This is a genomic window from Salinimicrobium aquimaris (assembly GCF_035607535.1).
GTDB lineage: Bacteria > Bacteroidota > Bacteroidia > Flavobacteriales > Flavobacteriaceae > Salinimicrobium.
Genome location: NZ_JAYDZX010000001.1, coordinates 656483 through 682546 on the forward strand (window position 1 = coordinate 656483; position 26064 = coordinate 682546).

The window sequence follows — 26064 nt, forward strand, 5'->3', positions numbered from 1 at the left end:
ATCTTCTGAAGAGTTTACATTCCCCCGAAAAATCCTATTTTTAGGCAGTAATTCTACATTTGTGGCCAAATCAAATACTTCAGAATGGAAAAAAAGACTTCATGAAATCATTTATGAAGCCGATACTCCTATTGGAAAGACCTTTGACATTGGGCTGCTCTTTGTAATTGTCTTGAGTATTGTCCTCGTAATGCTGGAGAGTATTCCCGGATTAAGCGAAAGATATTACTGGGAATTTTACACAGCAGAGTGGATCATTACTGCCATTTTCACCATTGAATACATACTAAGGATCGTTGTGATCAACAGACCTGCCAAATATATTTTCAGCTTTTATGGTATAGTCGATCTGCTCTCTACGCTTCCTACTTACCTTGCCATTTTAGGTGGGGGTCATAACCTGCTGTTCGCAGTCCGTGCACTAAGGCTTTTAAGGATCTTCAGGATTTTAAAGATCACCCGGTACATTGGAGAATCCAACAGGTTACTCCTCGCCCTGCGGAACAGTCGGGCGAAAATTCTGGTATTTCTTTATGCAGTTGTCATTCTCTGTGTGATCATGGGAACCATAATGTACCTGGTAGAAGGGCCCGAAAATGGCTACACCAGCATTCCCACAGGGATCTATTGGTGCATAGTGACGCTAACCACCGTAGGTTTTGGTGACATTCACCCTATTACCCCTTTGGGCCAGTTCATAGCTTCCATAATTATGATCACGGGTTACGGTATTATTGCCGTACCAACCGGAATTGTTACTTCGGAATTTTCAAGGGCATCAAACCGGGTTCAGGTGAACACACAGGTATGCCCTCATTGCAATGAATCACAACACCTGGATAAGGCCGAATACTGTCATAACTGCGGAAAACTTCTGAATGAATAAAAAATACCTGATCGTAGTAGTTGGCCCTACAGCTATTGGGAAGACTTCTTTGGGCATTGAACTCGCCCGAAGCCTTAACACAGAGATCATTTCGGCCGATTCGCGGCAATTCTTCAAAGAAATGAAGATTGGCACTGCAGTTCCTTCTAAAGAAGAATTAGAGGCTGCAAATCATCACTTTATACAGCATATTTCTGTGGAGGAGGAATATTCTGTAGGAGACTTTGAACGGGACGCCCTGCAAAAGCTCCAGGAGTTGTATACAGAAAAAGATGTGGTGGTAATGGTTGGCGGCAGTGGACTTTATGTCAACGCCGTTACAAAAGGTTTAGATGATTTTCCGGAAGTGGATCCGCAAATCAGGATAAATTTAAAGACCGAACTGGAAAAATCTGGATTGGAAAAGCTTCAGGAGGAATTAAAGAACAAAGATCCTGATTATTATTCCGAAGTTGATCTCCAAAATCCGCACCGCGTCATCAGAGCACTGGAAATTTGCAGAGGCACAGGAAAGTCTTATTCTTCCTTCAGGAAAAGTGGCTCCAAAAACCGCTTTTTTGAGACCATATATCTTGGCCTCACTGCCGAAAGAGAGATTGTATATGATCGAATAAACAGGCGCGTGGATATCATGATGGAGGAAGGTTTGTTGCAGGAAGCCGAAGACCTTTTTTCAAAGAGAGAACTCAATTCCCTCAACACCGTAGGATATAAGGAACTGTTTAAATACCTGCAGGGAGAATGGGATCTCGGAACCGCAGTAGCTGAAATAAAGAAGAACACCAGAAGGTTCGCCAAGCGCCAGTTCACGTGGTTCAGGAAAAACGAGGAAATCAAATGGTTTGAAGTAGGCACTCCTACTAAAGAAGTTGTTTCTTACGTCCAAAAAAGACTTACTTGATAATTGCCCTTTTTAGATACTCTCTCCCATTGGTGTAGATCATCATAGGATATACCCCTGCCTGGTACGCCCGCAGATCCAAGGTGTATTCCACTGGTGGTACAGTGTTGTCGTATTGATGCTCCAAAATAAACCTACCTCTCACATCAAAGACTTCGATCCTGTCGATTTGCAGCCCGGGAGAAAGTTCAAACCTAATAAATCCATCTCCGGGATTGGGATAAAGGATCAAAGTATCGCCCTCAATCGGCCCCGCATTCTCACATAATCCAAAAGGATCATCTATCCCCACTCTCACCTGACATGAACCCTCTTCAAATTCTGTTGAATAGTTGAGAGTGACCACCTTCTCTCCCAGGTCTTCACAAGTAAATAGTGACTGACTAACTGTGTAGGTACCGGTACTCGTGCCTCCTGAAAAAAGATCTTCCGGCTCTATTTCTGCCCTTCCGGTTGCGTCAAGGCTAAGGGTAACAAGATCTGCACATTGAACCCGGGATGGATTTTCTTCATTTGCCACTATAGTTACAGTACCCTCGCAAGTACTGAAATTGCCTGATGTATCTTTAACTGTCAAAAGCACCTGTTGTTGACCTATATCAGCCGTTGTAAAAGTAGTTCTGTCCAGACTCATAGAAGCAATTTCACAATTATCTGTAGATCCATTTCCAAATTCTTCTGCAGATAAGGCTGCAGTACCATTAGCATTTAGGTTAATTGTAAGATCTGGCAGACAAACCGTAACAGGAGCTGTTTTGTCCATTACCTCAACCTCTACTTCACAACTTTGTGAAGGATCATCTTTTTTGGAAAGGATGACCGTATGTATTCCCAAATCTTCGCAGGTATAAGAGATCTCTCCAAAGAACTCAAGTCCGGTGGGATCACCTGCATATAGGTCCTGCGCGGTTAAGGTTACTTCTCCATTATAATTGAGCTCCAGTACTACCTTTTCTTTGCAGTTCAATTCTCCCGTAGTAGCCATGTAAGGATTGACATTCACGGTTACCTCGCAAAAATTGGAATTACCCGATGAATCTGTGACAATTAGCCTTACTTGTTGAGTTCCCAGGTCTTCTGTGGTAAATCTACTTTTACTCAATCGTACATTCTCAATTCCGCAGTTGTCAGAGGAGCCAAGATCAACATCACTAGATGAAAGCTCAGCTTCGCCGTTTTGGTCCAGGATGAGGTTAACTTCAGAAACACAATTTACAACGGGAGGTAAGTCATCCACCACGACGATCTCTATCTCACAACTTCCGGTATGCTCCCCGTAGTAGGTCGCAGTGATCATTTGAGAACCTATATCATCACAGGTAAAATCTTTTTTACTAAGTTCAAGTGCGATATTCTCTTTGTTTCCGGTATAGTTAAGAATAAGTTCTCTTTTACCTTCTTCGTCTAGAGACAGGGTAATGGATTCTGTACAGGAGACGCCCCCGCTTTGTTCAAAAGGGATTACAATTACTGTGGTGATACAACTTGAAACCAATCCATTGACATCGGTTACGGTGACCACCACCTCATTTTCCCCAATATCGGTGGTTTCAAACCTGGTTTTACTTAGGACGGTACTTTGTATTCCGCAGTTATCTTGTGCACTTTCCAAAAGAATATCTGCAGACAAAATCCCATATCCCTCTTCATTTAAATACAGCGTAAAGGTCTCCCGGCAGGTAATGCTGGGTGGAGTTTCCTCCACTACTTCCAGGTTAAATGTACAAGAAGCAGTCTCACTACCATCTGCAGCAGTTAAAGTGATTTGGGTGGATCCGGAAACAGAAGTACCTGCGGGTGGATCCTGGGTGACTTGTGCAGTAGGCCAGGTAACACTTGCCATTTCTGTATAATCGGGTAGTACAAAAGCACAATTATCTTCAAACGACTCCTCTTGATCCCCCGGGCAGGTGATCTCCAGGGGAGCATTATCGGCAAGAAAAAGGGTGAAACTGCAGCTTACCGTTAATCCGGCTTCATTGGTTACAGAAAATAAAATCTCGGTCTCATTTCCGGAGATCTCCACTCCGGGAGCAGGACTTTGCTCTATACTATAAGAACAATTTTCTGTAATTTCTAAAAGTTCTTTGTAGTCAGGAAGCACAAAGTTTTCACCTGCCGGAGCCTGTACCGTAATATTATTGGGACATTGCACTACAGGAGGAGTAGTGTCCTCTCCATCAATTATAAAAGAACAGGTATCATTCACACCATTTGGTCCCGTCACTGTAATGCTTACCTCTGTTGGTTCAGAAATCCGAGTACCGGGAGATGGAAGCTGAATGATATTGACATAGGGTTCAGATGTTTCAACCTGCAAGGTAAAATCTGGAAGTACCACACTGCAATTTTCGGAAGCTTCTAATGTTTGAGAAGCAGGACAGGAAGTAATTCTAAAATCTTCAGTGGAGTTAAGCCTTAGAGTAAAGTTACAGGTAGTTATATTTCCGCCGGAATCTTCTACTATCAATTCTATCTGCCGGCTCTCAAAAATGACCGTGCCTGGTTCCGGAACTTGAGTAACAGAAAAACCACAGTTATCTTCAACACTAAACTCGGCGCTATAATCTGGAAGAATATAACCTTCCCGGGGATCAAATACCTGATTAACCTCCTGATTGGGGCAATTCATTTCAGGATTGATCTCGTCCACCACCTCAACCTGAGCATTACACTGTGCAGTTGAACCATCTGTGTAGGTTACCGTTAACTCCACCGGCTGAAGTCCCAGGTCTTCACAGTCAAAAACGTTTGGTGAAACCTCCAAATTTTGGATCTGCGGGTCACTTGGATCTCCATCAAAAACGGATTCGGGATCAAGAGTTGCCGTACCTAGATTTCCCAGGGAAATAGTAGCAGTTCGACAACTTATAGAAGTTTGAATTTGATCAAAGTTAATCGAAAATGAACATTCCTCAGAGGAATTGCCAGCCTCGTCCACCACTCTTAAGGTCACAGTTGTGTTTTGGGTAATAGTACTTCCTATTTCGGGAAGCTGAACAACCTGAAGGGGCCCGCAATTATCTGTGTAGCTAATCTTGCCGGAATAATCTGGTACAATAAAACTCTCTCCCGGCGAAAGATTCAGGCTAACAGTTGATTGATCGCACGCCTGAAGAACAGGATCTAAATTGTCTACAAGAGAGAACTGGAAATCGCATTGGCCGATGAAATCACCGGTACTATCGATCCCATCATAGACCTTTAATTTAACATTTAAAACATCCCCTTCTCTTTGCTCTAATTGTTCAATAAAGGGTTCATCGGAAAAGTTCTCCCTGTTTGTGATGAGGTAACTGAAATCGCGTTCAGGGTAATTACAATTTTCATCAAGATCCAGGGTGGCAGGTGGAATTCCACATTCGAAACCGGGCTGTTCCTCTTCAACCAAAACCAGTTCTATGGAACAGGCTTCTGATTCATTTCCGTATTCATCAGATGCGGTAATTGACACAGAAGTATCCGAAGTTAATTCTGTACCTACAGGCAAAGACTGTGAATAATTCAGAATAGAACTACAATTATCTGTAGCGGTCACGAGCTCCAGTAGATCAGGAACAAGATAAACACCATTTTCAGCTGAAATGTATTGGGTTAAATTAGAAGGGCAGGTTGTGAAAACGGGGATCTCCTCGTCTTTGACCGTAATAACGAAAGTACATGTGGCCGTATTATCGGCTGCATCTCGGGCCTCGAAAACTACTTCATGTTCGCCCACGGCTAAGAATTCCCCTGAATCAGGTCCACTTAGCTTTGTTATTTGGGGTGAACCTCCATTGTCACTGGCCTGAGGTTGCGGGTAGGTCACTACCGCACCACATTGTCCGGGATCATTTAAAATTTCAATATCCCCAGGACAGGATATCACGGGATTCTCCTCATCATCACTCTGGTTGATTGTGACGGTAAAGCTGCAAGAAAAAGTGTTTTCGGCAACATCTGTAACTACATATGTGTTGGTAGTTACCCCAACGGGAAATTCGCTACCAGATGGAAGGCCTCCTGTCTGTTCAAAATTCGCAACAGAACAATTATCACCAGGAACAGGTTCAGTAAAGTTTACCACTACACCTGTTTCTCCAAAATCTGCAGTTTCCACAACATTTGGAGGACAAGTAATTTTCGGGGCTTCATCATCGGTCACTGTAATTGTAAAGCTGCAACTCGCAGAGTTTCCTGCATCATCTGTCGCTGTGTAAGTAACAGTTGTAGTTCCAACGGCAAAGAATTCTCCGGGTGCGGGACCGTCAGTTCTCACAATATCGACAGCTCCGGAATCATCTGTTGCAGTAGGTTCGGAATAATTGACAATAGCACCGCATTGGCCAACATCATTTACTACTATTATTTCTTCAGAAGGACAATTTGTAAAAACAGGATCTGTGGTATCTGTAGGATCATTAATTATTATTTGAAAAGAACAACTTCCCGATTCATTTCCGGAGTCATCTTTTGCAGTTAATGTAATGGTCGTGGTTTCTGTTATATATGTATTTACTGGCGGAGTTTGAATAATGTCGAGATCATCATCACAGTCATCTGTGAATTGTGCAAGGTTAGAATAATCTCCTATTGCAAAGCTCCCATTGACGAGCTCTTCCTCCAGGTCATTGGAACAGGAAACCAGGCTTGGAGCGTCAGTATCATAACCGGAAGATCTATTATATACCTCAAGATCAAAATCCAGGTCGAAATCTGGAACATCAGTACAACCGAAGAATGGAATGCAATAGGAATCCAGTTCTCCGTCAAAGACAGCATTATTTGCATATAGGGTGCCACAAGGTGAAATGGCGAAGTCTATGGGAAAATCTATTTGGGAAGATATTGTAGATCTAAAGGAATCATTGGGATTGTAGATATTGATCTTAAAAATATTATTTTTTATCCCGTTTTTAATTATCTCAAAAACGGCATAAAATTCATCTATGTCATCGGTGGCTGCCAATAATCTTGGCAAGTCAATTTCATTCCCGAAGTCAGCTACAAAAACGTAATCAAATTTGTCAATAATTATACTTCCGGGAGCACCAAGATTTGCAGATGGTCCGTTTGAAAGACTTATGGGATTAAAGTTGTCATCAAAGTCAATTATCTTAACTTCTGCTTCATTATTCTGCCCAAGTTCAGACATATAAAGTTGGCCTGAACTATTCACAGCTATTCTATAAGGGAAGTTCAGGAGGGTTCCATTAACATTGTCGAATTCTCTAATTAAATTATTTTTATAGTTCCCGGCAGCATCCTTACGATAAATTTTTATTGCACTGGGACTAGGAGGATCTGCATCTCCCAGATAATGATCGGCAACATAAAGGTTATCATTACTATCAAAGGTAAGGCCAGAGGGACCCTTAAACTTATCTGCTCCGGTACCATAGTCACCATTCCCCAAGGTTTCCCCGGGTAGATAAACACCTTTAGGGGAATATACCCGAATAAATCTTCGGTTGCTTTCATTAGTTGCAACGAAGAATTTCCCATCACTATTGATAGCAAAATCGAGGGAGTTACTCAACCTGTTACTGGTGTTTGGAATAAAATCAATAAGTCCGCCATTGGCTCCTATTCGTTTTATTCCATTACCAAATGTTAGCACGTAGACTTCACCATCGGGACCTACATCTACAGCAATGATGAGCCTGTTTATTTTGGCCTGGGGATTTATTGCGTCTGTAAGGGTAATACTGAAAGCATCGAGATTCTTTGACTCCAGAGGACTGTGTACATACGTGGGTTCCTGTGCCAGGAGAGCTCCACCTGTGGAATAGAACAGAACAAGGAAAAATATCAGTGTAAGAGTTTTTTTCCTTCTAAGACCAGTACCATGCGCACCAAAAAAATGCCGCAGGAATACGGCAGTAGAATCACTTTTTTGGATGGCGCGGAGTCTCCTCATTTAGTGCAGGTTACACGGCAAATATAAGTAAGTAAAACGAAGACCCCGAAAAAGTTATTGTTAACATACAAATATCCAGCACTGCTGCAGGTACTCTGCAGCAATGCCCGATATTAGAAACTGAAAATTGTATGTCTAACTCTGTGCCTCTTCTTTGTTCCTTATCACCAGCCTGAATCCTTCGCCGTGTATGTTCAGGATCTCTACGTTTTCATCCTTCTTAAGGTACTTACGCAGCTTGGCAATGTAAACATCCATAGAGCGGGATGTAAAGTAATTATCGTCCCTCCAAATCTTTGTTAGCGCAAGCTCTCTTGGCATAAGGTCATTTTCGTGAAGCGCCAAAAGTCGCAACAATTCATTCTCTTTTGGAGAAAGTTTGGAAGGCTCCTCATCTCTAAAGGTAAGGAAGCGAAGTTTGGAATTGAGGTGGAAGTCCCCGATCTGGAATTCGAACTGCTTACTATCGGCCACACTGTCTGTAGCTTTACGCTGCATGATAGCTTTGATCTTCATAAGCAACACTTCGCTGTCAAAAGGCTTGTTAAGATAGTCATCTGCCCCAACTTTATAACCTTTAAGCACATCCTCCTTCATAGCCTTAGCCGTTAGGAAAATGATTGGAATTTCTTCATTCTTTTCCCTTATTTCTTTTGCCAGTGTAAAACCGTCCTTGTAAGGCATCATCACATCGAGAATACAAAGATCGAAATCATCTTTTTTGAATTTTTCAAATCCTTCCATTCCATTCTTGGCGTGAGTGACCTCATAATCGTTCATGGCCAGGTAATCTTTTAATACCGTTCCAAAGTTCGGGTCATCTTCAACTAGTAAAATCTTCTTATTTTCAGTTTCCATAAATTAAGATATTAGTGGTAGTTTAATTATAAATGTACTTCCTTTTCCTTTCTCGCTCTCCACGCTAATTTGGCCGTGGTGATCATCAAGGATTCGCTTTGCGTAGGCAAGGCCAAGGCCGTGGCCTTTGACATTGTGAATATCGCCTGTATGCTCACGATAAAATTTTTCAAATATTTTCTTTTGGACCGGTTTACTCATTCCGCTACCCTGGTCCCTTATTTTCATTACAATATAGTTCTTTACATTTTCAGTAAAAATATCTATACGTGGTGGATCTGGTGAATACTTCACTGCATTGTCCAACATATTCACTATTACATTAGTAAAGTGAGTTGGATTAGCCAGAATAGATGACTTCAATGCTCCAAAGTGGGTTTGAATATATCCTTCCTTATCTTCTACGATTAGTTCGACATGAGTGATCGCTTCTTCTATTAGTTCGTGAAGATCAAGTCTTTCTTTCTTTAGATCCAGTTCATTCTTCTCAAGCCTTGAAATTCGCAGTACATTCTCCACCTGTGCATGCATCCTTTTGTTCTCATCTCTTATCATGCGATGATAATGCGCAATTTTTTCAGGATCGTTCATCACCTTCGGATTCTTTATAGCATCCAGCGCTAAATTAATAGTAGCAATAGGGGTTTTGAACTCGTGGGTCATGTTGTTTATAAAATCAGTCTTGATCTCTGAGATCTGCCGTTGCCTTATTAACTGAGATAATGCACTTGAGTAGGCTATCACAATGATAAGGGTAAAAATGATCGATAAAGCCGCCATGAGAGTAATGGATGACAACACAACCTGTTTCTTTTCCGTAAAATTCACGAATAGCTGATAGTTGTTGCTGTTATTCCCCGCTGTAAACAGCGGTACCCTGTAAGTGGTCCTGGCATCCAGTTCAAAATTCTCCGATCGCACTTTTGTAGCCAATCCATTGCCGTAAACTCCATATTCAAAAGAGGTATTCATCCCTCTGTTCCGAAGTTCATTCTGGATCAACTCTTCCAAATAAGATTTCGAAACCCTCTCATGAATGGGCTTCCTGCTCGTATATTCGCTCACGGTAGAACGGATAAATTCTTTCTCGACATCCTTCATTCTAAAGATGCGGTTGATCCTACTGGAAGTAGCCCTGGCACTTTCATTCAGGCTATCGTTCTTCACCAGTTTTGACACCTTGCGATTGATCAGCTTTTTAAACTGAATTGTATCTATAGATGCATCCAAAAAAGCCGTGGACAGCTTATAATCCTCCTCTAGCCTTCCCTCTGCCTGAAAAAAAGCATCATTGGAGATCTCATCGCGTGGCATCTCAAATATCTGCCTTATCATCGCGCTATCTGCCTTGGCTCCCAGGCTGTCAACCAACTCCTGCATCGCGAAATAGTAGTTCTCCAGTTCATTGTTCTCAACTTCATTGGCTACTCTTCGCAGTATCTGTTTAGCATTAAAAGAAAACTGCTCTTCTTTGCTCTCAACTGTGTTCTTTATCCAAAACCCCTGAACAAATATAATTCCTATTAGAGAGAGGCTCATGAGAACCACTAAAAGAAAAAATATCTTTTTGTTCATATCTTCAAAAGTATGATTTTAACATTTAGCCAAAGAGGGCTTTAACCAAAAGTTAACAAAAGGAAACCAGTATTTACGCGCTCTTGAGGAGGATTTCGTGCAGTTGCCGTACTTCTCGCTGGGTCTGATCAAGCTCTTTATTTTCTATTATAAAATCTGCCAGTTCTGCCTTCTTGTCGTCACTCCACTGGTTGCTCATTCGGGCTTCAATTTCCTCCAGGGTAGAATTGTCCCTTTTCTGAAGTCTTTCAATTCTCCTGTCAAATGGAGCTGTGACAAGAACATTATAATCACATTTTTTATAGCCTCCTTTTTCAAAAAGAATTGCGGCTTCATAGACCACATATGGAGCATGTTGTTCTCTCTTCCAAATCTCAAAATGATCTGCCACTGCTGGATGGATTACAGCATTTAATTGCTCAAGTTTTTCCTTGTCTTCAAAAACTCTGGACGCAATATATTTCCTGTTGGGAATGTTGTCATCATAGGCTTTCTCTCCAAAAAGCTCAATTATTGCCGATCTTATACTTTCATCGGTTTCCATGAGCTTCTTAGCCTCAATATCTGCAATATATACAGGAACGTCAAGTTCCCGGAAAAATTTGGCAACTGTGGTTTTTCCACTCCCAATTCCACCTGTAAGGCCAACTACTTTCATTTCTTGATGATAAACTGGATCTTCTTTTCGTTTAGCCGAATATTAGAAGTAAAATCGGGTTTTTTGATCACCTCCGGAATAAGAAAGTCCTGCTCTCCCCTCACATTATTAAAATCGGCTACTACCCGAAAATCTGAAGCCGTTACTTTACTGAAGTCTTTTAAATTCACCTGAAAGAACAGCACCGTCTCCTTGGGAAAAATGATCACGTTGAGATTTTGAGGCACGTTGATGAGCTCAATGGGCACCTGTACTTTTCCTTCTGTAAATTTTTCTACATCGACCGAGTATTTGACTCTGTTGCGATAAAAGGTAACATTGGGAAGGGAAGTGGTATCCAATAAAACAAATCCGCTTTGATCTGACTTTACTTTTGAAAGTTTCAACGGAAATGTTTGCAAACCCGATAGTGTATCAAGGATATTATCGGGACCACTCACTCTTATGGAGTCGGGTTCAATAGAAAGTTCTTCAACGGCCGAGTATCCAACGGCATATTCTATTTCAACCTGTGACTTTACAGGAAGCTTTTTTTCCTGTTTCTGTTCATAATCAAGAACCAGTGCATCCCTCACAAATTGATTATCGTCAAAATCGATCTCCAGTTGTGATTGTATCTCAGTCCTATTTTCATCTATAACATATACGAGTGAACCATTTTCCACATAAGCCTTGGAAAGATCAATGGTGAGCGTAGGCGGAAAAAGTGAAAACCAGGCAATCCTGAAACCATTCTCCTGCATTCTAAGCTGAATGTCTTGAGGTGTATCGTCCAACAGCAACTTATCTGGCGGAACATTGGCATATTTCACCGGAATATCAAGCACTTCATTGTACTGTTTTGAAAACTGCACAAAGATCCAGATCACTACAGCAAAAAAAAGAAAGAACAGGAATGAATTGAAATCGGTTTTTCTAAACCGGGTTTTGGTGACAGATTTGAATCTTTTAAGCATGTTTGAAGAATAGCTTGGGGAACCTTTCCTCGGGATCCTTGTTCAACAGTCTAAGATAGCAGGTTGACTTGCAGAAACCAAACCCGTATCCTAAAAACTGAATGAGTGCAGCCCCAATAGACAGCACTGCGATCTTGAAATTTTTGTGGAGATAAAGTGAGTGCAGAAACAATATAAAGAAATAGGCTCCATACAACCAAAGCAACCAATACCCTCCAAAAATGGCAAAAACAACAGCGAGTATTAGTCCAATACTAAAAAGCGTGGGAAACCAGTAAGTGATCTTAGCCGAATAAGGATGCCACTTATTAAGGATAGGCCTAACCAATCCAAATTTCCTGACCTGTTGATAGAATTTCCTCCAGTCGATCCTTCGTTTGTGGAAGACAAAGGCTTCAGGAAATAAGCGTGTCGTAAATTGCATTTTTTGAAGCCTTAGTGCAAGATCGGGATCTTCCCCGGGATGAATTCTTCCAAAGCCACCGCTGACTTCAAAGGCCTTTTTTGAAAGCCCCATGTTGAAGCTGCGCGGCTGAAATTTCCCCAGCCTTTTCTTTCCCCCTCTAATTCCGCCGGTGGTGAGGAAAGAGGTCATGGCGTAGTTGATCGCCTTTTGCAGATCGCTGAAATCCTCATGGGCAGCATCGGGACCACCGAAGCAATGAACGTAAGCCTTGTTGAGCTCCTCCTCTACTTCAGCTAAATACTGAGGTGGTAAAAGCACATCTGAATCCAGGATCAAAAAATAATTTCCGGAAGCTTTCCTCATTCCGAAGTTGCGGGAATCTCCGGGACCGGAATTCGGCTTTTTAAAATAACAAATCTTCAGGCGCCCTTCAAAATCCTTTACAACTTCTTCCGAAGAAATTGTAGAACCATCTTCGACAATTACCACTTCAAAAGCCTTGTCATAAGTAAGATGCAGCATGGTTTCAAGCAGCTCCCTGATTTCGGCAGGACGGTTGTAAACAGGAATGATAAATGAGAAAGAGAGCTCCATGACACAAATGTATTAAAGAATGAGGGACAAGCACCAAAAATAAGAGGCCTCAAAAATGTCATTTTTGAGACCTCTTGTCTATAGATATTTGAATTAGCTACTCTCCTTTGCTCTTAACAAAAGCTTCCATCACCTGCTGACTCACTCCCATGTTGGAGAAGCCACCGTCGTTGTAAAGATTTTGCAGAGTCACTCTTTTTGTAAGATCCGAGAATAAAGTGACAATGTAGTTGGCACAGTCCATTCCGGTTGCATTTCCAAGAGGTGACATTTCCTCGGCATAAGCGATGAAACCGTCAAAACCTTTCACACCTGTACCCGCAGTAGTAGGCGTTGGCGATTGGGAAATGGTATTTACTCTTACTTTTTTCTCTTTTCCGAAAAAATACCCGAAACTGCGGGCAATTGATTCCAAATACGCCTTATTATCGGCCATATCATTATAATCCGGGAAAACTTTTTGTGCAGCGATGTATGAAAGCGCCATAATGCTACCCCACTCGTTCATAGCGTCTTTCTTGTAAAGGCTCTGCATAGTCTTGTGAAAAGAAACCGCCGAAACGTCCCAACCTTTGGTCGTGAAGTCGTAATTCTGGTTAGTGTAGTGATTGCCTTTTCGCACGTTAACAGACATTCCGATTGAATGTAGCACGAAATCTAGTTTTCCACCAAGGATCTCCATGGCCTTATCTACGAGGTTGTCCAGGTCCTCCACGCTTGTAGCATCTGCAGGAATGATCTCTGCATTTGTTTTTTCAGCAAGTTCCTTAATATTCCCCATTCTCATGGCGATGGGTGCATTGGTAAGAACAAATTGCCCTCCCTCTTCATGCACTCTCAATGCTGTTTTCCAGGCGATAGAATTCTCATCAAGGGCTCCAAAAATGATCCCTTTTTTTCCTTTTAGTAGATTATATGACATGGTTTGGTTTTATAGTGTTGTTAAGCGGGTAAATATAATAAACATCTTTTAATTCAGAAGCGCTTTGGCATGTGCCACGGCAGATTCACTAATGTTTTTACCGCCCAACATCATTGCCAGCTCCTCAATGCGATCTTCGCCATTCAATTCCTTGATATTGGTTATCGTGCTGTGGGCGGCATCTTCTTTGAAAATCTTGAAATGCCTGTCCCCTTTTCCGGCGATCTGCGGAAGGTGAGTAATGGCAATAACCTGCATGTTTTTTCCCATTTTCTGAAGGATACCGGCCATTTTCTGCGCGATGTCCCCTGAAACTCCGGTGTCGATCTCATCAAAAATAATAGTGGGCAGTTGACTGTAGGTGGCTAAAATGCTTTTTACAGCCAACATTATTCTGGACAATTCCCCGCCCGATGCTGCTTTCTTTATGTCGTTGTAAGCGCCGCCTTTATTGGCAGCCAGTAACCAGGTGAGCTTATCCTGCCCGTTGGCATAAAATTCCTTCTGCTGCTCCAGCTGGATCTTCAAAGTTGCGTTTGGCATTCCCAGGTCGTCCAGGATCGTCTCCACTTCCTGAATGAACTTCGGAATAATGCTTTTTCGGGAGGTATGAATTTCTGAAGCTATTTTGTGCAGCTCTTCTTTCTTCTCAAAAATGACTTTTTCTAAACGCGTTATTTCTTCATCGGCATTTTCTGAAACCGCCACTTTCTTCGCCAACTCCTCCTGGATTTCCCTCAATTCCTCCACAGTAGCAACTGCGTGCTTCTTCTGAAGGTTATACAATACCTGAAGTTTGGCATTCACCTGCTCCAGTTCCGCCGGATTCGCCTCCACCTTATCCAAAGCCGATTCGAGTTCTGTAGCGATATCGTCAAGTTCGATATTGACGCTTTGCAGCCGCCCAAATAGTTGATGATATTGATTTGAAATTCCGGAGATCTTTTGAAGATTGTTCTTCGCCTCCCTCAGGGAAGCGGCTGCGCCAATCTCCTCCTGCTGAATATTATTAATAGCGCCTCCCAGCTGCTCGGTGAGCTGCTCTACATTGCTCAGCTCCTCATATCGTTCCTCCAGTTCTTCCTGCATTCCCGGCTCCAGTTTTGCCTGTTGCAGTTCGGTGAGCAAAAAGAGGTTGTAATCGTATTCCTTTGTGGCCTGCGCCTGCTCTTCTCTTAATTGCTGAAGATCCTTTTGAAGCTTTTTAAGCTGCTGAAGTTCTTTCTGATATTCCTTCAACTTTAATTCATTGCCGGCCAAAGAGTCGATCACCAGAAACTGATAATTGTTATCACCCAAACTCAAGGTCTCATGCTGACTGTGAATATCCAGCAGTCTCTCCCCAAGTACCTGAAGCGAGGAAAGATTCGCCGGAGTATCATTTATGAAGGCCCGGCTTTTTCCCGAAGGCAGTATTTCCCTCCTAATAATGGTTTGAGGTTCATAATCCAGATCTTCGGCAGCAAAAAGGGATTTAAGATCATAAGACGAAATGCTGAAGGTGCCTTCAATAACACATTTCTTTTCTGCATTGCGTATGGCGCTAAGGTCGGCTCGTTTGCCCAACAGCAAAGAAAGCGCACCCAGCATAATGGATTTTCCCGCGCCGGTTTCCCCTGTAATTATGGTAAAGCCACTTCGAAGATCCATCTGTATATCTTCAATAAGGGCGTAATTTTTTATAGAAAGGTTTGTAAGCAAGAGGTTACAAATTTGGGTTAAAGATAAGAGAAATTACCGTTGACCTAAAGCAATTAATAGAGAGCAAATTTAAAAGAATGGGAATTGAAGCACCAAATTAGAAGCAGCAAATTCCATAGGGGATTCAGAATTCAGAATTAAAATTTCTATGAAGGAACTATAAGCACAAAATTGTTTCCCGCAGATCTCGGAGATTTACGCAGATTCTATTGAACTAAAATAGTCTTGACTCTGGCTCTTGATTCTTTCCTCTTCTCTTCCTGCCCCTCTGACCACTGATCTCTGACCACTGACCACTAATACCTAATATTCCCCCACTTTTCATTGTAGTTGGGTGCCATCGTGTTAAGAGCATCGACCACCTCCCGGATATTCACTGAAGGACCGCCACTAAAGACCTGTTCTACCTCATCGGCTTTGGCGTCAAAAAAGGTTCTTAGCAACAGGGAATTGGGTCGGCGGCTGTTCATTCGCTGTAAGTCGATAATAGAAGCTGCAATTGCTTCTTTTCCTTCTTCCGGCGACATGTGCATTACGTCCAACCCCTGGCGATGATAGGTATAAAGAGCATTGCGATATCCGGAATAGGTATTGGAAAGCAGATCGGCATTAAGTTGATATCGGGAGCGATTTCCGTCTGTTCCTTTCCAACCGCTGTAAGAACTCTGCTGTGCTGTACCCACTATTTGGTTGGCAGTTTGGTAATATGAAGTTCCTCCCTGTTCACTAAAAGTATCGGCATCCAGACCTAAAATAGTATAAACATAGAAGCTTATCACAGAAACCAGATTGGAGTTGAACTGGTTTGGACTAAATTCCAAAGGCTGATATTCGGTATATTCAAAGGCAAATTGCTCATCATTAAAATTCAACACCGGAGTAACCATGGTAGAACCAAAAACAGGCCTGGAAGACTGAATTTGAATAGTTCCGCCAAAGCTGTTGCCGTCAAAACTGTTGATATTAATGAAGATGCTGCAATTGATACGCTCCTGCGGAAGGAATTCCCTGTTGGTCCAGCGTGTTTGATTGACAAATTCGGTAAGTGAATTTTGAAGTGTTTTAAAGACAGAGTTATTCGCCTGCCCTGTTTGTTCGGAATTTACAACAACCTGACAGTTAAGCTCCTGTGCAGCCAGGCTTAGGTTGAAGCCAAGCATCAATATTAACAACAAGGTTTTACGCATTGCTTAAAATGATTATTTCATTCAGGATATCTGCAGCAACCTCTTTCTTTGTCTTCAGGTCAAAATTCTTTCCTGCACCATTTCGGAACAGGATCTTGATCTTGTTGGTATTGGATTTGAATCCGGCACCTTTGTCATTCAGAGAATTGAGCACTATAAAATCAAGGTTCTTTCTTTTTAGCTTTCCGGCTGCATTCTCTTCTTCATTTTCCGTTTCCAGTGCAAAACCTACCAGAAGCTGATCTTTCTTTGCCTCTCCAAGAGCAGCCAGTATATCGGGATTTTTCACCAACTCCAGTTGCATGGTCTCCCCGGTTTTCTTGATCTTTTGATCTGCAGAGATCTTTGGCCGGTAATCACTAACTGCAGCCGATGCAATAGCAATATCCACTTCCGGAAATGCTTTTGTCGCTGCTTCAAACATTTCCCTTGCACTCTGAACTCTGACCAGCTTTATTCTTTCCCGCGGCTTTTCTAAATGCGTGGGACCTGATATCAGGATAACATCGGCTCCCGCATCATGTGCAGCAGCCGCCAACTCAAAGCCCATTTTTCCGCTCGAGTGGTTACCTATAAAACGCACGGGGTCAATCGCTTCGTATGTAGGACCTGCGGTTATGAGAACTTTTTTATTGTAAAGCGGAAGATCCTTTATCAGATGATCCTCAATAAAAGCGACAATATCTTCAGGTTCTGCCATGCGGCCCTCTCCTGTTAATCCGCTGGCAAGTTCCCCTGATGTAGCAGGGATCATTACATTTCCAAAAGAGATAAGCTTCGCAAAATTCTCTTTTGTTGAAGGATGTTTATACATGTCCAGATCCATTGCCGGAGCAAAGAAAACAGGACATTTAGCAGATAGATATGTAGCCATGAGAAAATTATCGCTGTGACCGCCTGCCATTTTGGAAAGGGTATTGGCGGTGGCAGGAGCAATGATCATATAGTCTGCCCATAGCCCCAGTTCCACATGGTTGTTCCATTGGTTGCCATGGTCTTCTTCCTTCGTAAAAGAAGAAACCACCTCATTCTTAGAAAGGGTGGATAAGGTAAGTGGTGTAACAAATTCTTTGGCCGCAGGGGTCATAATTACTTTTACCTGCGCACCGGCTTTAATAAAGAGCCGGACCAAAAATGCTGTTTTATAAGCGGCAATACCCGCGGTAACGCCGAGAAGTATCTTTTTGCCGCTTAATACAGACATATATTTTTATTCTTCGCTTTTAGTATTGCGATGGTAGATTTTGTCATCCAGCCATTCCTGAACTGCTAAAGCATGCGGCTTTGGCAATTTTTCATAGAACTTGGAAACTTCTATCTGCTCCTTGTTTTCAAAGATCTCATCAAGGCTGTCGTTGTAAGTAGCAAATTCGTCAAGCTTTTCAAGAAGTTCTTTCTTGATCTCAGAGTTTATTTGCGTAGCTCTTTTTGAGATAATTGAGATCGCCTCATAAATGTTATTGGTAGAAGCATCGATCTTGTTCTTATCAAGAGTCGTTGTGTTTACCGGAGCATCTGTCTTCTTTAGATCTATCATATTCTCGTCTCAGATTTATAATTGTTGTTCTTTTGTTTCAATATCTTTTAAAGCAGCATCTGCCAGGGCAATGAATTCGCCCTGTGGATAATATCGCTTGTAATCTTCATAATATTCTCTTGCTGTTGCCAGTCTTTCCGGCATCGCGTAGGCATAACTGTTGATGGCATATAAATAAGCCGATTCAAACCTGTAGTACAGCGCCTTTTCTCTAAAAGGGGAACCGGGATATTCTGTAATGAAGTTATCGAAAGCAGTAATGGCCGCTATGTAACTTTCGGTGTGATGATACTGTTTAGCGATCTCGTATGCCTTCTTTTCCAGCTTTACCCTAAGCTCGGTAACCAGTTCGTTAGCCTCATCCATTCTGTCACTTTCAGGAAAACGGTTGATGAATGCCTGTAATTTACTGATTCCTTTTTCGGTTTCTGTTTGATCAAGATAATAAGGTGGTGACAGGAAATAATAACTTTTTGCTCCTTTAAAAGCGGCTTCCTCGATCTTTTCACTTTCGGGATAGGTTTCTACAAACCTTTCAAACTGATATCCGGCAAGGAAATAATCATTCAATTCATAGTAAGTGTCTGCAAAAAGGAACATGAGTTTTTGTCCCTGAGGTTTACCCCTGAATTCGGGCACCAGCTGTTCAAAGATCCTCAAAGCTTTCCTGAATTTCCTTCGGCTGTTTCCTTCGCCTGCTTTGGCTTCGTTATAAAGAGTCTCTGCAGTTGTGTATTTTAGACTGGTATCCTTACTCTTTAGAACTTTCTGATATTCACCACAGGAGGTCAAAAGTAAAGCTACACTTAAAAAAAAGATGATTTTCTTCATTCTGAATTTTAACATCTGGCAAAAATACTCTTTTCTGCCTTATTATAAAAACTTTAGTTTCAGCCGGATTTCAGCTGAAAATCGAGGTGTGCTATAGGCTCCCTGCTAAAAATTATCTACAAAAGCATCTATCTTCTGAGTCAGATTTTCAGTTGAAGGAACCAGCGGTAAACGCAGGTTGTTCTTTACAATACCTTTCTTTTTAAGCAGAGCTTTTATTCCGACAGGATTCCCTTCAGCAAAAATAAGATCTATGGAAGGTGCCACCTTGTAATGTAGTCTATAAGCCTCATCCACCTTCCTTTCAAGGCCGAGTCTTACCATTTTGGAGAACTCGGCTGGAAGACCTTGAGCAATAACCGAAATCACTCCATGCCCGCCGGCAAGAACCATAGGCAAAGTGATCATATCATCTCCCGAGATCACAAGGAAGTCATTTGGTACTGCATCGATTACCTTCATCGCCTGCACAATGTCCCCTGCAGCTTCTTTGATCCCGATGATATTCTCTACCTGAGATAGTCTTTTGACTGTTTCCGGAAGCATGTTTGACCCGGTCCTCCCCGGAACATTGTACATGATGATAGGTTTAGGTGATGCAGCAGCAACCGCTTTGTAATGCTGAAAAATCCCTTCCTGGGACGGCTTGTTATAATAGGGAGATACAGAAAGTACTGCGTCAAAAGCCGAAAGGTCTGTATGCTTCACCTCCTCGCAGACTTTTGCAGTATTATTACCACCTATTCCAAGAACTAATGGAAGTCGGCCATTATTTTCAGAAACTATGGTGTCTATTACCAGCTGTTTTTCCTGGCTGGTAAGTGTTGCACTCTCACCGGTAGTCCCCAGCACCACCATGTAATCGATCCCGTTCTCTATCTGGTAGTTCACCAGCTTCTTTAAAGCTTCAACATCTACAGAAAGATCATCTTTAAAAGGGGTGATAAGGGCTACTCCGGTTCCAACAAATTTGTTCATTTAATTGCTGTATTTTAATATTGGTATATATTTTTTTAATTCTCTTGTGAAAACTTCCGGCTCTGAAAGCTCTGCGGAAATATTCAGGTCAAAAATGGCATTTTTGTCTGCTTTTTTTCTACCTGCCTTAAGATCTGCCCGGCCTACCTCAACGAGAAAGTCGGCCAGTTTATTTCCTTCAGCAGTGAAAGAAATAAGCACCTCATAGGACGAACTTAAAAATGCTAAAGCCTCTTCAGAAATATTTCCTTTCCAACTCAGGTCTTTTATCGAAATAGATGGGTATTCAAAAAGGTCATTTTTAACACCTGCTTTTCTACAAATTATAATCTGAATATCCTCTTCGGAAAGTTTCAGGTCTTCCATCAGCTCTAAAAAAGGATGTAAAAGATCATCGTTTCCTGCTTCAAGAATAATTCCCATTTTTTTAAGTCTGCCTTCAGTAACAGCTGGGGCAGAACCCTGAAATTTCTTTCGGGCAAAAGCAATCTTTATATCCTCAATTTTCACGGAACAAAATTAGGAATTAATGTATTAGTACAAGCAGGAAAGATGGCTAATCTCACTAGACAAGATGGAGTAGCCTCAATTTTTTTTCGGGGGTAATAAAGAACAGGAAAACCAGCTTCAATGCTGCAAATTTTATAAGGGTTCCCACGATCTCGACACTAACATCTCTAAAATAGAATACTTCCATATCCCTTAAAACATCCGAAAAAATAAAGGAGAGCGTAAGACAGATAAAGAAAACCGATTTTTTGGAGAACGAATTGAGATAAAAAACAAGCGCTGCAATGGCAATGAAAAGAATGTTCAAATAATAGAGAATGTATAATGAAAAGACCAGATTGCTTCCAACATTTCGCTCGATCTCAATCACATGGACCCACAAGAGGTAAACATAAACTGCAATTACACCAACAAAATAAAGGTTCGTAAACCGGTTGCCTTTTTCATATGCTGTATGTTTAATGGCTTCCCGGGCAAGAAAAATATAGCCTACAAGCCAAAGCCCCAGTTTAGCCTCCTCAAAGTACCATGTTTTCTCGAAATACGAAATGATGGTGGCAGCCAAAGCCATTCCCAGAAACATCAAAAAATTGAAATTTTTAAAGGGAATCTTCCTTAAGTAGTAAAGGATTAAAGGCAGAAAGAAAAGAATTTCTCCGGTTTTTCTCAGTAGAAAGTCTTCCTGAACAATTCCTAAGACATTCACTAGCATTGCTGTGATAGCCAGGGAAGAAAGAACAACCTTCTGTTTCATGGAGTTAGAAATTACCGGCAATATAAAAATTTTATGATAATAAAGCCGATATGCCAAAAGATTTAAGAAAATGGGCAGCGGCGTATTTAGAAGCCGGGCAAATTTCGGCTTCTCCTTCGGTGAAGCGCATGCTCCACCATAGCATAGAATGCGATGACGTGGAAAAAGGGGTAGAAGATGGTTACGCTGATATCTGAAATCACATATAACCTGAAAAACAGGGAAAATTCAGACACCAATAAAGAAGCAGAAGCTAACATGAGCCATAATGATGCATAATGTGATTTGAGAAGGTATTGCGTAAAGGTTATGGCGAGCAAAAGGGTAAGGACAAGGAGGTAAATGTATGTAAGGACCTTATAGGAAGGTATTACCTGTGGCACTAGTTCGGCGATTGTGTAGAACAGGAAACCTAAAAAGCCATACATAATAATTAGAGAAAAGATCTCAACCGGATGCGCCGTGGCTTTTTGAAAGCTTGTAAGGGCATAGATATATAGAATAAGAAGACCACCGCCAAAAAATAACAGAATTGGTCCGGCGTTGTTGCTAAAACCATTGATCATAAACAGGTCCCTTATGTAAAAAAACAAGAGAGCAATGACCATGGGTAGAAACCATTTTTTGGCTTTATACCTATAGTACAGGATGAGTACAGGAATGAGAAAAACTGTCGAGACGAGCTCCAGCAGGTCAATATCAAAAATGGAACCTACCATGAAAAGTATTCCCAGGAGAATGAAAAGCACCAGAACTTTTTGACTTGTCTTCAATTTTTGATGGCTAGTAAACTGAGTTTTTTCTAATTTTCTGCAGGGAAAATAAAACATTTTTATGTTAAGATTACCAACTGATAAGAAAAAGTAGGAAAAGCCGTCAATTATTTAAGAAAACCAATCAACTACCACATCATAAAATAAAACTTTAGCTTTGTCTTCAACCTCTTTAAAAAATGAAATATTACGTTGTTATTTTATCTATTCTTTTTAGCTCCTGTAAGTTCAGCAGCGGCTACACTCCTACCCGCATTGAAGGTAAACAGCTTGAAATAGCACCAACCATAACAGCAGATGATTCTCTGGAAGCATTTATTGAGCCTTATAAGGATCATATAGATCGGGAAATGGAACAAGTGCTCGCATATGTTCCGTATGATCTTACCAAAAACGATGGAGAGCTCAATACCCCAATTGGAAATCTAATGGCCGATGCTTTGATGGAACTTTCCAATCCTATCTTTAATCAAAGGACCGGAAAAGATATTGATATCGTACTACTCAATTTCGGTGGGATAAGATCATCAATAAGCAAAGGCAATATTACCACCAGGACGGCTTTTGAAGTCATGCCTTTTGAAAACGAAGTAGTAGTGGCAAAGTTTAGTGCAGAAGATGTAAGGCAGATGATAAGATATTTGATCGATTCGGGCAGCCCTCATCCTGTGGCAGGGATCGAATTACAACTGGACAAAGACAATAGCATATCTAAAGTTCTAATCCAGGGAGAACCCTTGCAGGATGACAAATCTTATTTTGTAGCGACAAATGATTACCTCCTGCAGGGTGGGGATAATATGGTCTTTTTTGCAAACGCGGAAGAAGTTACTTATCTGGATTACAAAATAAGGAACCTCTTAATTGATTATTTCGAGAGCAGGGATACTATTGCTCCATTGAGAGATGAACGTTTTATTCGATTAAAATAATGAAAAGAAGATCCTTTATTAAAAAAACTGCAGCCGCAGGTGCACTAGCTGGCGCAGGTAGCCTGGGACTCATGTCCTTTACCTCCGCAAAGGAACTGAAGCATATTACTATTTTGCACACCAACGACGTTCATAGCCACATAGAGCCATTTGAACCAGATCATGCCTTATTCCCGGGAATGGGAGGTGTAGCGAGAAGATACACCCTCATACAACAAATTAAACAGGAAAATCCTCATACCTTACTACTTGATGCCGGAGATATTTTCCAGGGAACTCCTTACTTCAATTTTTACGGAGGGGAACTGGAATTCAAATTGATGAGCAAGATGGGCTACGATGCGGCAACAATTGGGAATCACGATTTTGACAATGGAATAGAAGGTCTCCTTGCTCAATTGCCACATGCTGAGTTTCCTTTTGTGAGTGCAAATTACAACTTTGAAAATACGGTTCTTGAGGGACGGGTAAAGCCTTATCAGGTTTTTGTAAAAAACGGAATTCGCATTGGAGTATTTGGATTGGGAATTGAACTTGAAGGGTTGGTAACTAAAAGGCTTTATAAAGAAACAGTGTATCTTGACCCAATTGAAATTGCATCAGATACTGTACGCAAGCTCAAAGAAACTGAAAAGTGCGACCTGGTGATCTGTCTTTCTCACCTGGGCTATGAATACAAGAATGAAATAATAAGTGATGTAAAGCTGGCTAAAGCAACTAAAGATATTGATCTCATTATTGGCGGCCACACGCATACCTTTCTTCCAGAACCAACTGTGGTACTGAACAAAGAGGGCAAAAAAGTTTTAATAAATCAGGTAGGATGGGCCGGTGTTAATCTCGGCAGAATTGATTTTTACCTCGACGCCTCAGGCCGAACAAATGCAGGGGGCGCAACCATTATCGTGTAACAGACATTTAGGAAAAATTAACCACTATCAAACTTTTCTCCTGCTCCTTCTACTGTGAAATCTAAAAGTTTTAGTGTAATTTAGATAAATAACCTGCGTAAGCAATTTTACTCCCCCCGGTTACTGCTAATAACACTTGCAGACTTTTCTTATGGGGAAACTACTACTATATTATCTTATTTCATTTCTTTTTTTTGCCATTCCATCTGAAACGATCTATTCTCAGAAAAAGGAAACAGTAAAAATTGGCGTCTATAATAATTCTCCTAAGATCTATGTGAACGGGGAAGGCAAGCCTGACGGAATCTTTATTGAAATTCTTGAGCGAATTGCCGAAGAAGAAAACCTGGAGCTCAAATATGTTATAGGAGAATGGCATGAACTAATGTCTATGCTTCAGGAAGCTGAAATCGACATGCTCCCCGATCTCGCCTATTCACGGGAACGGGATTCATTATTCAGTTTAAACTCAGTTCCTGTCCTGACCTCCTGGCTCGAAGTCTTCAGCCTAAAAAATAATCCCATTCATACTGTCAAAGAAATGAACGGAAAGACCATTGGGGTACTTGCAGGTTCGGTACAGGAGGCACTTCTAAAAGGGGATTTTGACGACGATTTCTCCTTGAACTATACCTTAAGATCTTACGAGGACTATCCTCTCTCTATAGAGGCTTTGAAAAATAGTGAGATCGATCTTCTGGTTGCTTCCAGGTTCTTTTCATTTTCCGAACATATTGATGACGAAATAATCTCTACAGGTATCATTCTACGACCTTCAGAATTACATCTGGCCTTTGCGAAAAATACAGACCCTCTTCTCATAAGACGCTTTGATCGCCAGCTCGCCAGGATGAAGAATGATCCCCGGTCAGAATATTATATGATCCTGCAAACGCATCTCGACTCTGTAATGCAACCTCCTCAACCCCGTCGTTTCTTGTGGTTACTGGCTGTACTTTTTATGGTCCTCCTAATCGTCCTGGTGTTTGCTTTTCTCCTCAAATATCAGGTAGACCTTAAGACGCGGGCTTTATGGAGACGCAATAGGCAACTTACCAGGGCAAAGGAGAAAGCGGAAGAGAATGAACGCCTAAAGACCATATTTCTTCAAAACATGTCTCATGAGATTAGAACCCCCATGAATGGGATCATTGGATTTTTAAGCTTATTAAAAGAACCGGATCTCGATCCCACTTCAAGAGAGAAATACATTGATATTGTAAATAAAAGCGGAAAGCGGCTACTCACCACCATCAACAACATTATCGAGATCTCAAAGATCGATACAAGACAGATAGAAGTGCGTCAAACGAGTGTGGATCTCAATGAAGTAATGAACTTTTATTTTAATTTCTTTTCCCGGCAGGCAAAAGAAAAGGGTTTGGAGCTGCATCTCCATTGTGATTTGCCTCCCGGAAAAGAGCATGTCTTGACAGATAAGTTCATCCTGGACAATATTCTCACTAACTTGATCAATAATGCCCTGAAGTTCACAAACAAGGGAGTTGTGGAACTAGGCGTGGAACTCAAGGAAAATTTCATAGAATTCTATATTAAAGATTCGGGAATAGGTATTCCCGTGGAGCGTCAAAAAGCCATTTTTGAGAGGTTTGTTCAGGCGAATTTGAACATGACCCGCGCCCATGAAGGCTCTGGTCTTGGCCTGGCCATAGTCAAAGCCTATGTAGAAATACTTGATGGAAAGATCTGGCTGAAATCTGAAGAAGGTAAAGGCAGCACTTTCTTTTTCAAAATCCCTTATATCCCGGCGGAAGTAAAGCCAGCTGAAGAAGTTGAGCCGCTTCCGGAACAACTCAAAGGAGAGCACCTAAAGATCCTTGTTGCTGAAGACGACAATATTAGCTTTCTCTTCATTCAGCAGTTGTTAAACCTACCGGAAATAGAAGTTCTTCGTGCTACAGATGGCCGGCAGGTGATTGAGATGGCCCGCGAAAATCCTGATATTTCACTTATACTAATGGATATAAAAATGCCTGAGATAAATGGCATCGAAGCCACCCGGGAGATAAGAAAGTTCAATACTGCTGTACCTATAATTGCCCAAAGCGCCTATACTTTCTCTGGTGAACAGGAAAAGGCGATGGAAGCAGGGTGCAATGGCTACATTACAAAACCGATCAATAAAAGTCACTTCCTCAAGCTTATAAAGGACTACACCAATCACTCCAATTAGGGATTTTTCACTCATACCTCCACTTCAGGAGCCATTTTTAAAAATTTCTTAAAAATTGTATGATTAAAATCATGATTCAACAACCTCTCCCTGCGTACATT

The 26064-nt window shown here is 41.5% G+C and carries 21 protein-coding genes; 5 read left to right on the forward strand and 16 right to left on the reverse strand.

Going from position 1 to position 26064, the window contains the following annotated elements:
- Positions 1 to 61: 61 nt before the first annotated feature.
- Positions 62 to 886 carry an ion transporter gene (locus VR862_RS02955; protein WP_324719453.1) on the forward strand — a complete coding sequence of 275 codons (825 nt, stop codon included), beginning with the start codon at positions 62 to 64 and terminating at the stop codon, positions 884 to 886.
- Positions 879 to 1787: a tRNA (adenosine(37)-N6)-dimethylallyltransferase MiaA gene (gene miaA / locus VR862_RS02960; RefSeq protein WP_324719454.1), complete on the forward strand. Its 909-nt coding sequence runs from the start codon at positions 879 to 881 to the stop codon at positions 1785 to 1787. The genes VR862_RS02955 and miaA overlap by 8 nt, the downstream gene beginning before the upstream one ends.
- On the opposite strand, the gene VR862_RS02965 is transcribed toward miaA, so the two are convergent.
- The 16 genes from VR862_RS02965 to VR862_RS03040 all read right to left on the reverse strand — a co-directional run bounded on the left by VR862_RS02965 (position 1780) and on the right by VR862_RS03040 (position 21926).
- Positions 1780 to 7686 carry an HYR domain-containing protein gene (locus VR862_RS02965; RefSeq protein ID WP_324719455.1) on the reverse strand — a complete coding sequence of 1969 codons (5907 nt, stop codon included), beginning with the start codon at positions 7684 to 7686 and terminating at the stop codon, positions 1780 to 1782. The genes miaA and VR862_RS02965 overlap by 8 nt on opposite strands.
- 135 nt (positions 7687 to 7821) lie before the next feature.
- On the reverse strand, positions 7822 to 8544 hold the full coding sequence (locus VR862_RS02970) for a response regulator transcription factor (RefSeq protein WP_029037458.1): 723 nt from the start codon (positions 8542 to 8544) through the stop codon (positions 7822 to 7824).
- A gap of 3 nt (positions 8545 to 8547) precedes the next feature.
- Positions 8548 to 10119, reverse strand: coding sequence for a sensor histidine kinase (locus VR862_RS02975; protein ID WP_324719456.1), 1572 nt, complete (start codon positions 10117 to 10119; stop codon positions 8548 to 8550).
- A 73-nt stretch (positions 10120 to 10192) separates the two neighbouring features.
- Positions 10193 to 10777: a dephospho-CoA kinase gene (coaE, locus tag VR862_RS02980; protein ID WP_324719457.1), complete on the reverse strand. Its 585-nt coding sequence runs from the start codon at positions 10775 to 10777 to the stop codon at positions 10193 to 10195.
- A complete protein-coding gene (locus tag VR862_RS02985; protein ID WP_324719458.1) occupies positions 10774 to 11733 on the reverse strand; it encodes a YbbR-like domain-containing protein in 960 nt (319 codons plus the stop codon). Before VR862_RS02985 ends, coaE begins: the two co-directional genes overlap by 4 nt.
- On the reverse strand, positions 11726 to 12733 hold the full coding sequence (locus tag VR862_RS02990; RefSeq protein ID WP_324719459.1) for a glycosyltransferase family 2 protein: 1008 nt from the start codon (positions 12731 to 12733) through the stop codon (positions 11726 to 11728). The genes VR862_RS02985 and VR862_RS02990 overlap by 8 nt, the downstream gene beginning before the upstream one ends.
- Positions 12734 to 12830: 97 nt before the next feature.
- Entirely contained in the window at positions 12831 to 13655 is an 825-nt protein-coding gene (locus tag VR862_RS02995) for an enoyl-ACP reductase FabI (protein ID WP_324719460.1), read from the reverse strand.
- A 48-nt stretch (positions 13656 to 13703) separates the two neighbouring features.
- Positions 13704 to 15356: a DNA repair protein RecN gene (recN, locus tag VR862_RS03000; RefSeq protein WP_324719461.1), complete on the reverse strand. Its 1653-nt coding sequence runs from the start codon at positions 15354 to 15356 to the stop codon at positions 13704 to 13706.
- 296 nt (positions 15357 to 15652) lie between these two features.
- Positions 15653 to 16543: a type IX secretion system protein PorD gene (gene porD / locus VR862_RS03005; protein ID WP_324719462.1), complete on the reverse strand. Its 891-nt coding sequence runs from the start codon at positions 16541 to 16543 to the stop codon at positions 15653 to 15655.
- Positions 16536 to 17747 carry a bifunctional phosphopantothenoylcysteine decarboxylase/phosphopantothenate--cysteine ligase CoaBC gene (coaBC, locus tag VR862_RS03010; protein ID WP_324719463.1) on the reverse strand — a complete coding sequence of 404 codons (1212 nt, stop codon included), beginning with the start codon at positions 17745 to 17747 and terminating at the stop codon, positions 16536 to 16538. The genes porD and coaBC overlap by 8 nt, the downstream gene beginning before the upstream one ends.
- A gap of 6 nt (positions 17748 to 17753) precedes the next feature.
- On the reverse strand, positions 17754 to 18080 hold the full coding sequence (locus VR862_RS03015) for a DNA-directed RNA polymerase subunit omega (RefSeq protein ID WP_416384487.1): 327 nt from the start codon (positions 18078 to 18080) through the stop codon (positions 17754 to 17756).
- A 15-nt stretch (positions 18081 to 18095) separates the two neighbouring features.
- Complete coding sequence (locus VR862_RS03020; RefSeq protein WP_324719464.1) at positions 18096 to 18911, reverse strand: outer membrane protein assembly factor BamD; 816 nt, start codon at positions 18909 to 18911, stop codon at positions 18096 to 18098.
- A gap of 105 nt (positions 18912 to 19016) precedes the next feature.
- Positions 19017 to 19889: a 4-hydroxy-tetrahydrodipicolinate synthase gene (dapA, locus tag VR862_RS03025; RefSeq protein WP_324719465.1), complete on the reverse strand. Its 873-nt coding sequence runs from the start codon at positions 19887 to 19889 to the stop codon at positions 19017 to 19019.
- The gene (locus tag VR862_RS03030; protein WP_324719466.1) at positions 19890 to 20399 is read right to left on the reverse strand and encodes a DUF6913 domain-containing protein; all 510 of its coding nucleotides are present in this window, start codon (positions 20397 to 20399) and stop codon (positions 19890 to 19892) included.
- Between the two features lie 55 nt (positions 20400 to 20454).
- On the reverse strand, positions 20455 to 21153 hold the full coding sequence (locus tag VR862_RS03035; protein WP_324719467.1) for a hypothetical protein: 699 nt from the start codon (positions 21151 to 21153) through the stop codon (positions 20455 to 20457).
- Between the two features lie 86 nt (positions 21154 to 21239).
- The gene (locus tag VR862_RS03040) at positions 21240 to 21926 is read right to left on the reverse strand and encodes a hypothetical protein (RefSeq protein WP_324719468.1); all 687 of its coding nucleotides are present in this window, start codon (positions 21924 to 21926) and stop codon (positions 21240 to 21242) included.
- Positions 21927 to 22105: 179 nt separating this feature from the next.
- Between VR862_RS03040 and VR862_RS03045 the strand changes: the two genes are divergently transcribed.
- The 3 genes from VR862_RS03045 (at position 22106) to VR862_RS03055 (ending at position 25963) form a co-directional block, all read left to right on the forward strand.
- On the forward strand, positions 22106 to 22858 hold the full coding sequence (locus VR862_RS03045) for a 5'-nucleotidase C-terminal domain-containing protein (RefSeq protein ID WP_324719469.1): 753 nt from the start codon (positions 22106 to 22108) through the stop codon (positions 22856 to 22858).
- Positions 22858 to 23769 (forward strand): bifunctional metallophosphatase/5'-nucleotidase, encoded by a 912-nt coding sequence (locus VR862_RS03050; protein WP_324719470.1) that lies wholly within the window; start codon positions 22858 to 22860, stop codon positions 23767 to 23769. The genes VR862_RS03045 and VR862_RS03050 overlap by 1 nt, the downstream gene beginning before the upstream one ends.
- Before the next feature lie 151 nt (positions 23770 to 23920).
- A complete protein-coding gene (locus tag VR862_RS03055; protein WP_324719471.1) occupies positions 23921 to 25963 on the forward strand; it encodes a hybrid sensor histidine kinase/response regulator in 2043 nt (680 codons plus the stop codon).
- Positions 25964 to 26064: the final 101 nt, after the last annotated feature.

Coding starts and splice junctions, on each gene's coding strand:
- miaA (WP_324719454.1), top strand. CDS start 879: ATGAATAAAAAATACCTGATCGTAGTAGTTGGCCCTACAGCTATTGGG.
- VR862_RS02965 (WP_324719455.1), bottom strand. CDS start 7,686: ATGAGGAGACTCCGCGCCATCCAAAAAAGTGATTCTACTGCCGTATTC.
- VR862_RS02970 (WP_029037458.1), bottom strand. CDS start 8,544: ATGGAAACTGAAAATAAGAAGATTTTACTAGTTGAAGATGACCCGAAC.
- VR862_RS02975 (WP_324719456.1), bottom strand. CDS start 10,119: ATGAACAAAAAGATATTTTTTCTTTTAGTGGTTCTCATGAGCCTCTCT.
- coaE (WP_324719457.1), bottom strand. CDS start 10,777: ATGAAAGTAGTTGGCCTTACAGGTGGAATTGGGAGTGGAAAAACCACA.
- VR862_RS02985 (WP_324719458.1), bottom strand. CDS start 11,733: ATGCTTAAAAGATTCAAATCTGTCACCAAAACCCGGTTTAGAAAAACC.
- VR862_RS02990 (WP_324719459.1), bottom strand. CDS start 12,733: ATGGAGCTCTCTTTCTCATTTATCATTCCTGTTTACAACCGTCCTGCC.
- VR862_RS02995 (WP_324719460.1), bottom strand. CDS start 13,655: ATGTCATATAATCTACTAAAAGGAAAAAAAGGGATCATTTTTGGAGCC.
- porD (WP_324719462.1), bottom strand. CDS start 16,543: ATGCGTAAAACCTTGTTGTTAATATTGATGCTTGGCTTCAACCTAAGC.
- coaBC (WP_324719463.1), bottom strand. CDS start 17,747: ATGTCTGTATTAAGCGGCAAAAAGATACTTCTCGGCGTTACCGCGGGT.
- VR862_RS03015 (WP_416384487.1), bottom strand. CDS start 18,080: ATGATAGATCTAAAGAAGACAGATGCTCCGGTAAACACAACGACTCTT.
- VR862_RS03020 (WP_324719464.1), bottom strand. CDS start 18,911: ATGAAGAAAATCATCTTTTTTTTAAGTGTAGCTTTACTTTTGACCTCC.
- dapA (WP_324719465.1), bottom strand. CDS start 19,889: ATGAACAAATTTGTTGGAACCGGAGTAGCCCTTATCACCCCTTTTAAA.
- VR862_RS03035 (WP_324719467.1), bottom strand. CDS start 21,153: ATGAAACAGAAGGTTGTTCTTTCTTCCCTGGCTATCACAGCAATGCTA.
- VR862_RS03045 (WP_324719469.1), top strand. CDS start 22,106: ATGAAATATTACGTTGTTATTTTATCTATTCTTTTTAGCTCCTGTAAG.
- VR862_RS03050 (WP_324719470.1), top strand. CDS start 22,858: ATGAAAAGAAGATCCTTTATTAAAAAAACTGCAGCCGCAGGTGCACTA.
- VR862_RS03055 (WP_324719471.1), top strand. CDS start 23,921: ATGGGGAAACTACTACTATATTATCTTATTTCATTTCTTTTTTTTGCC.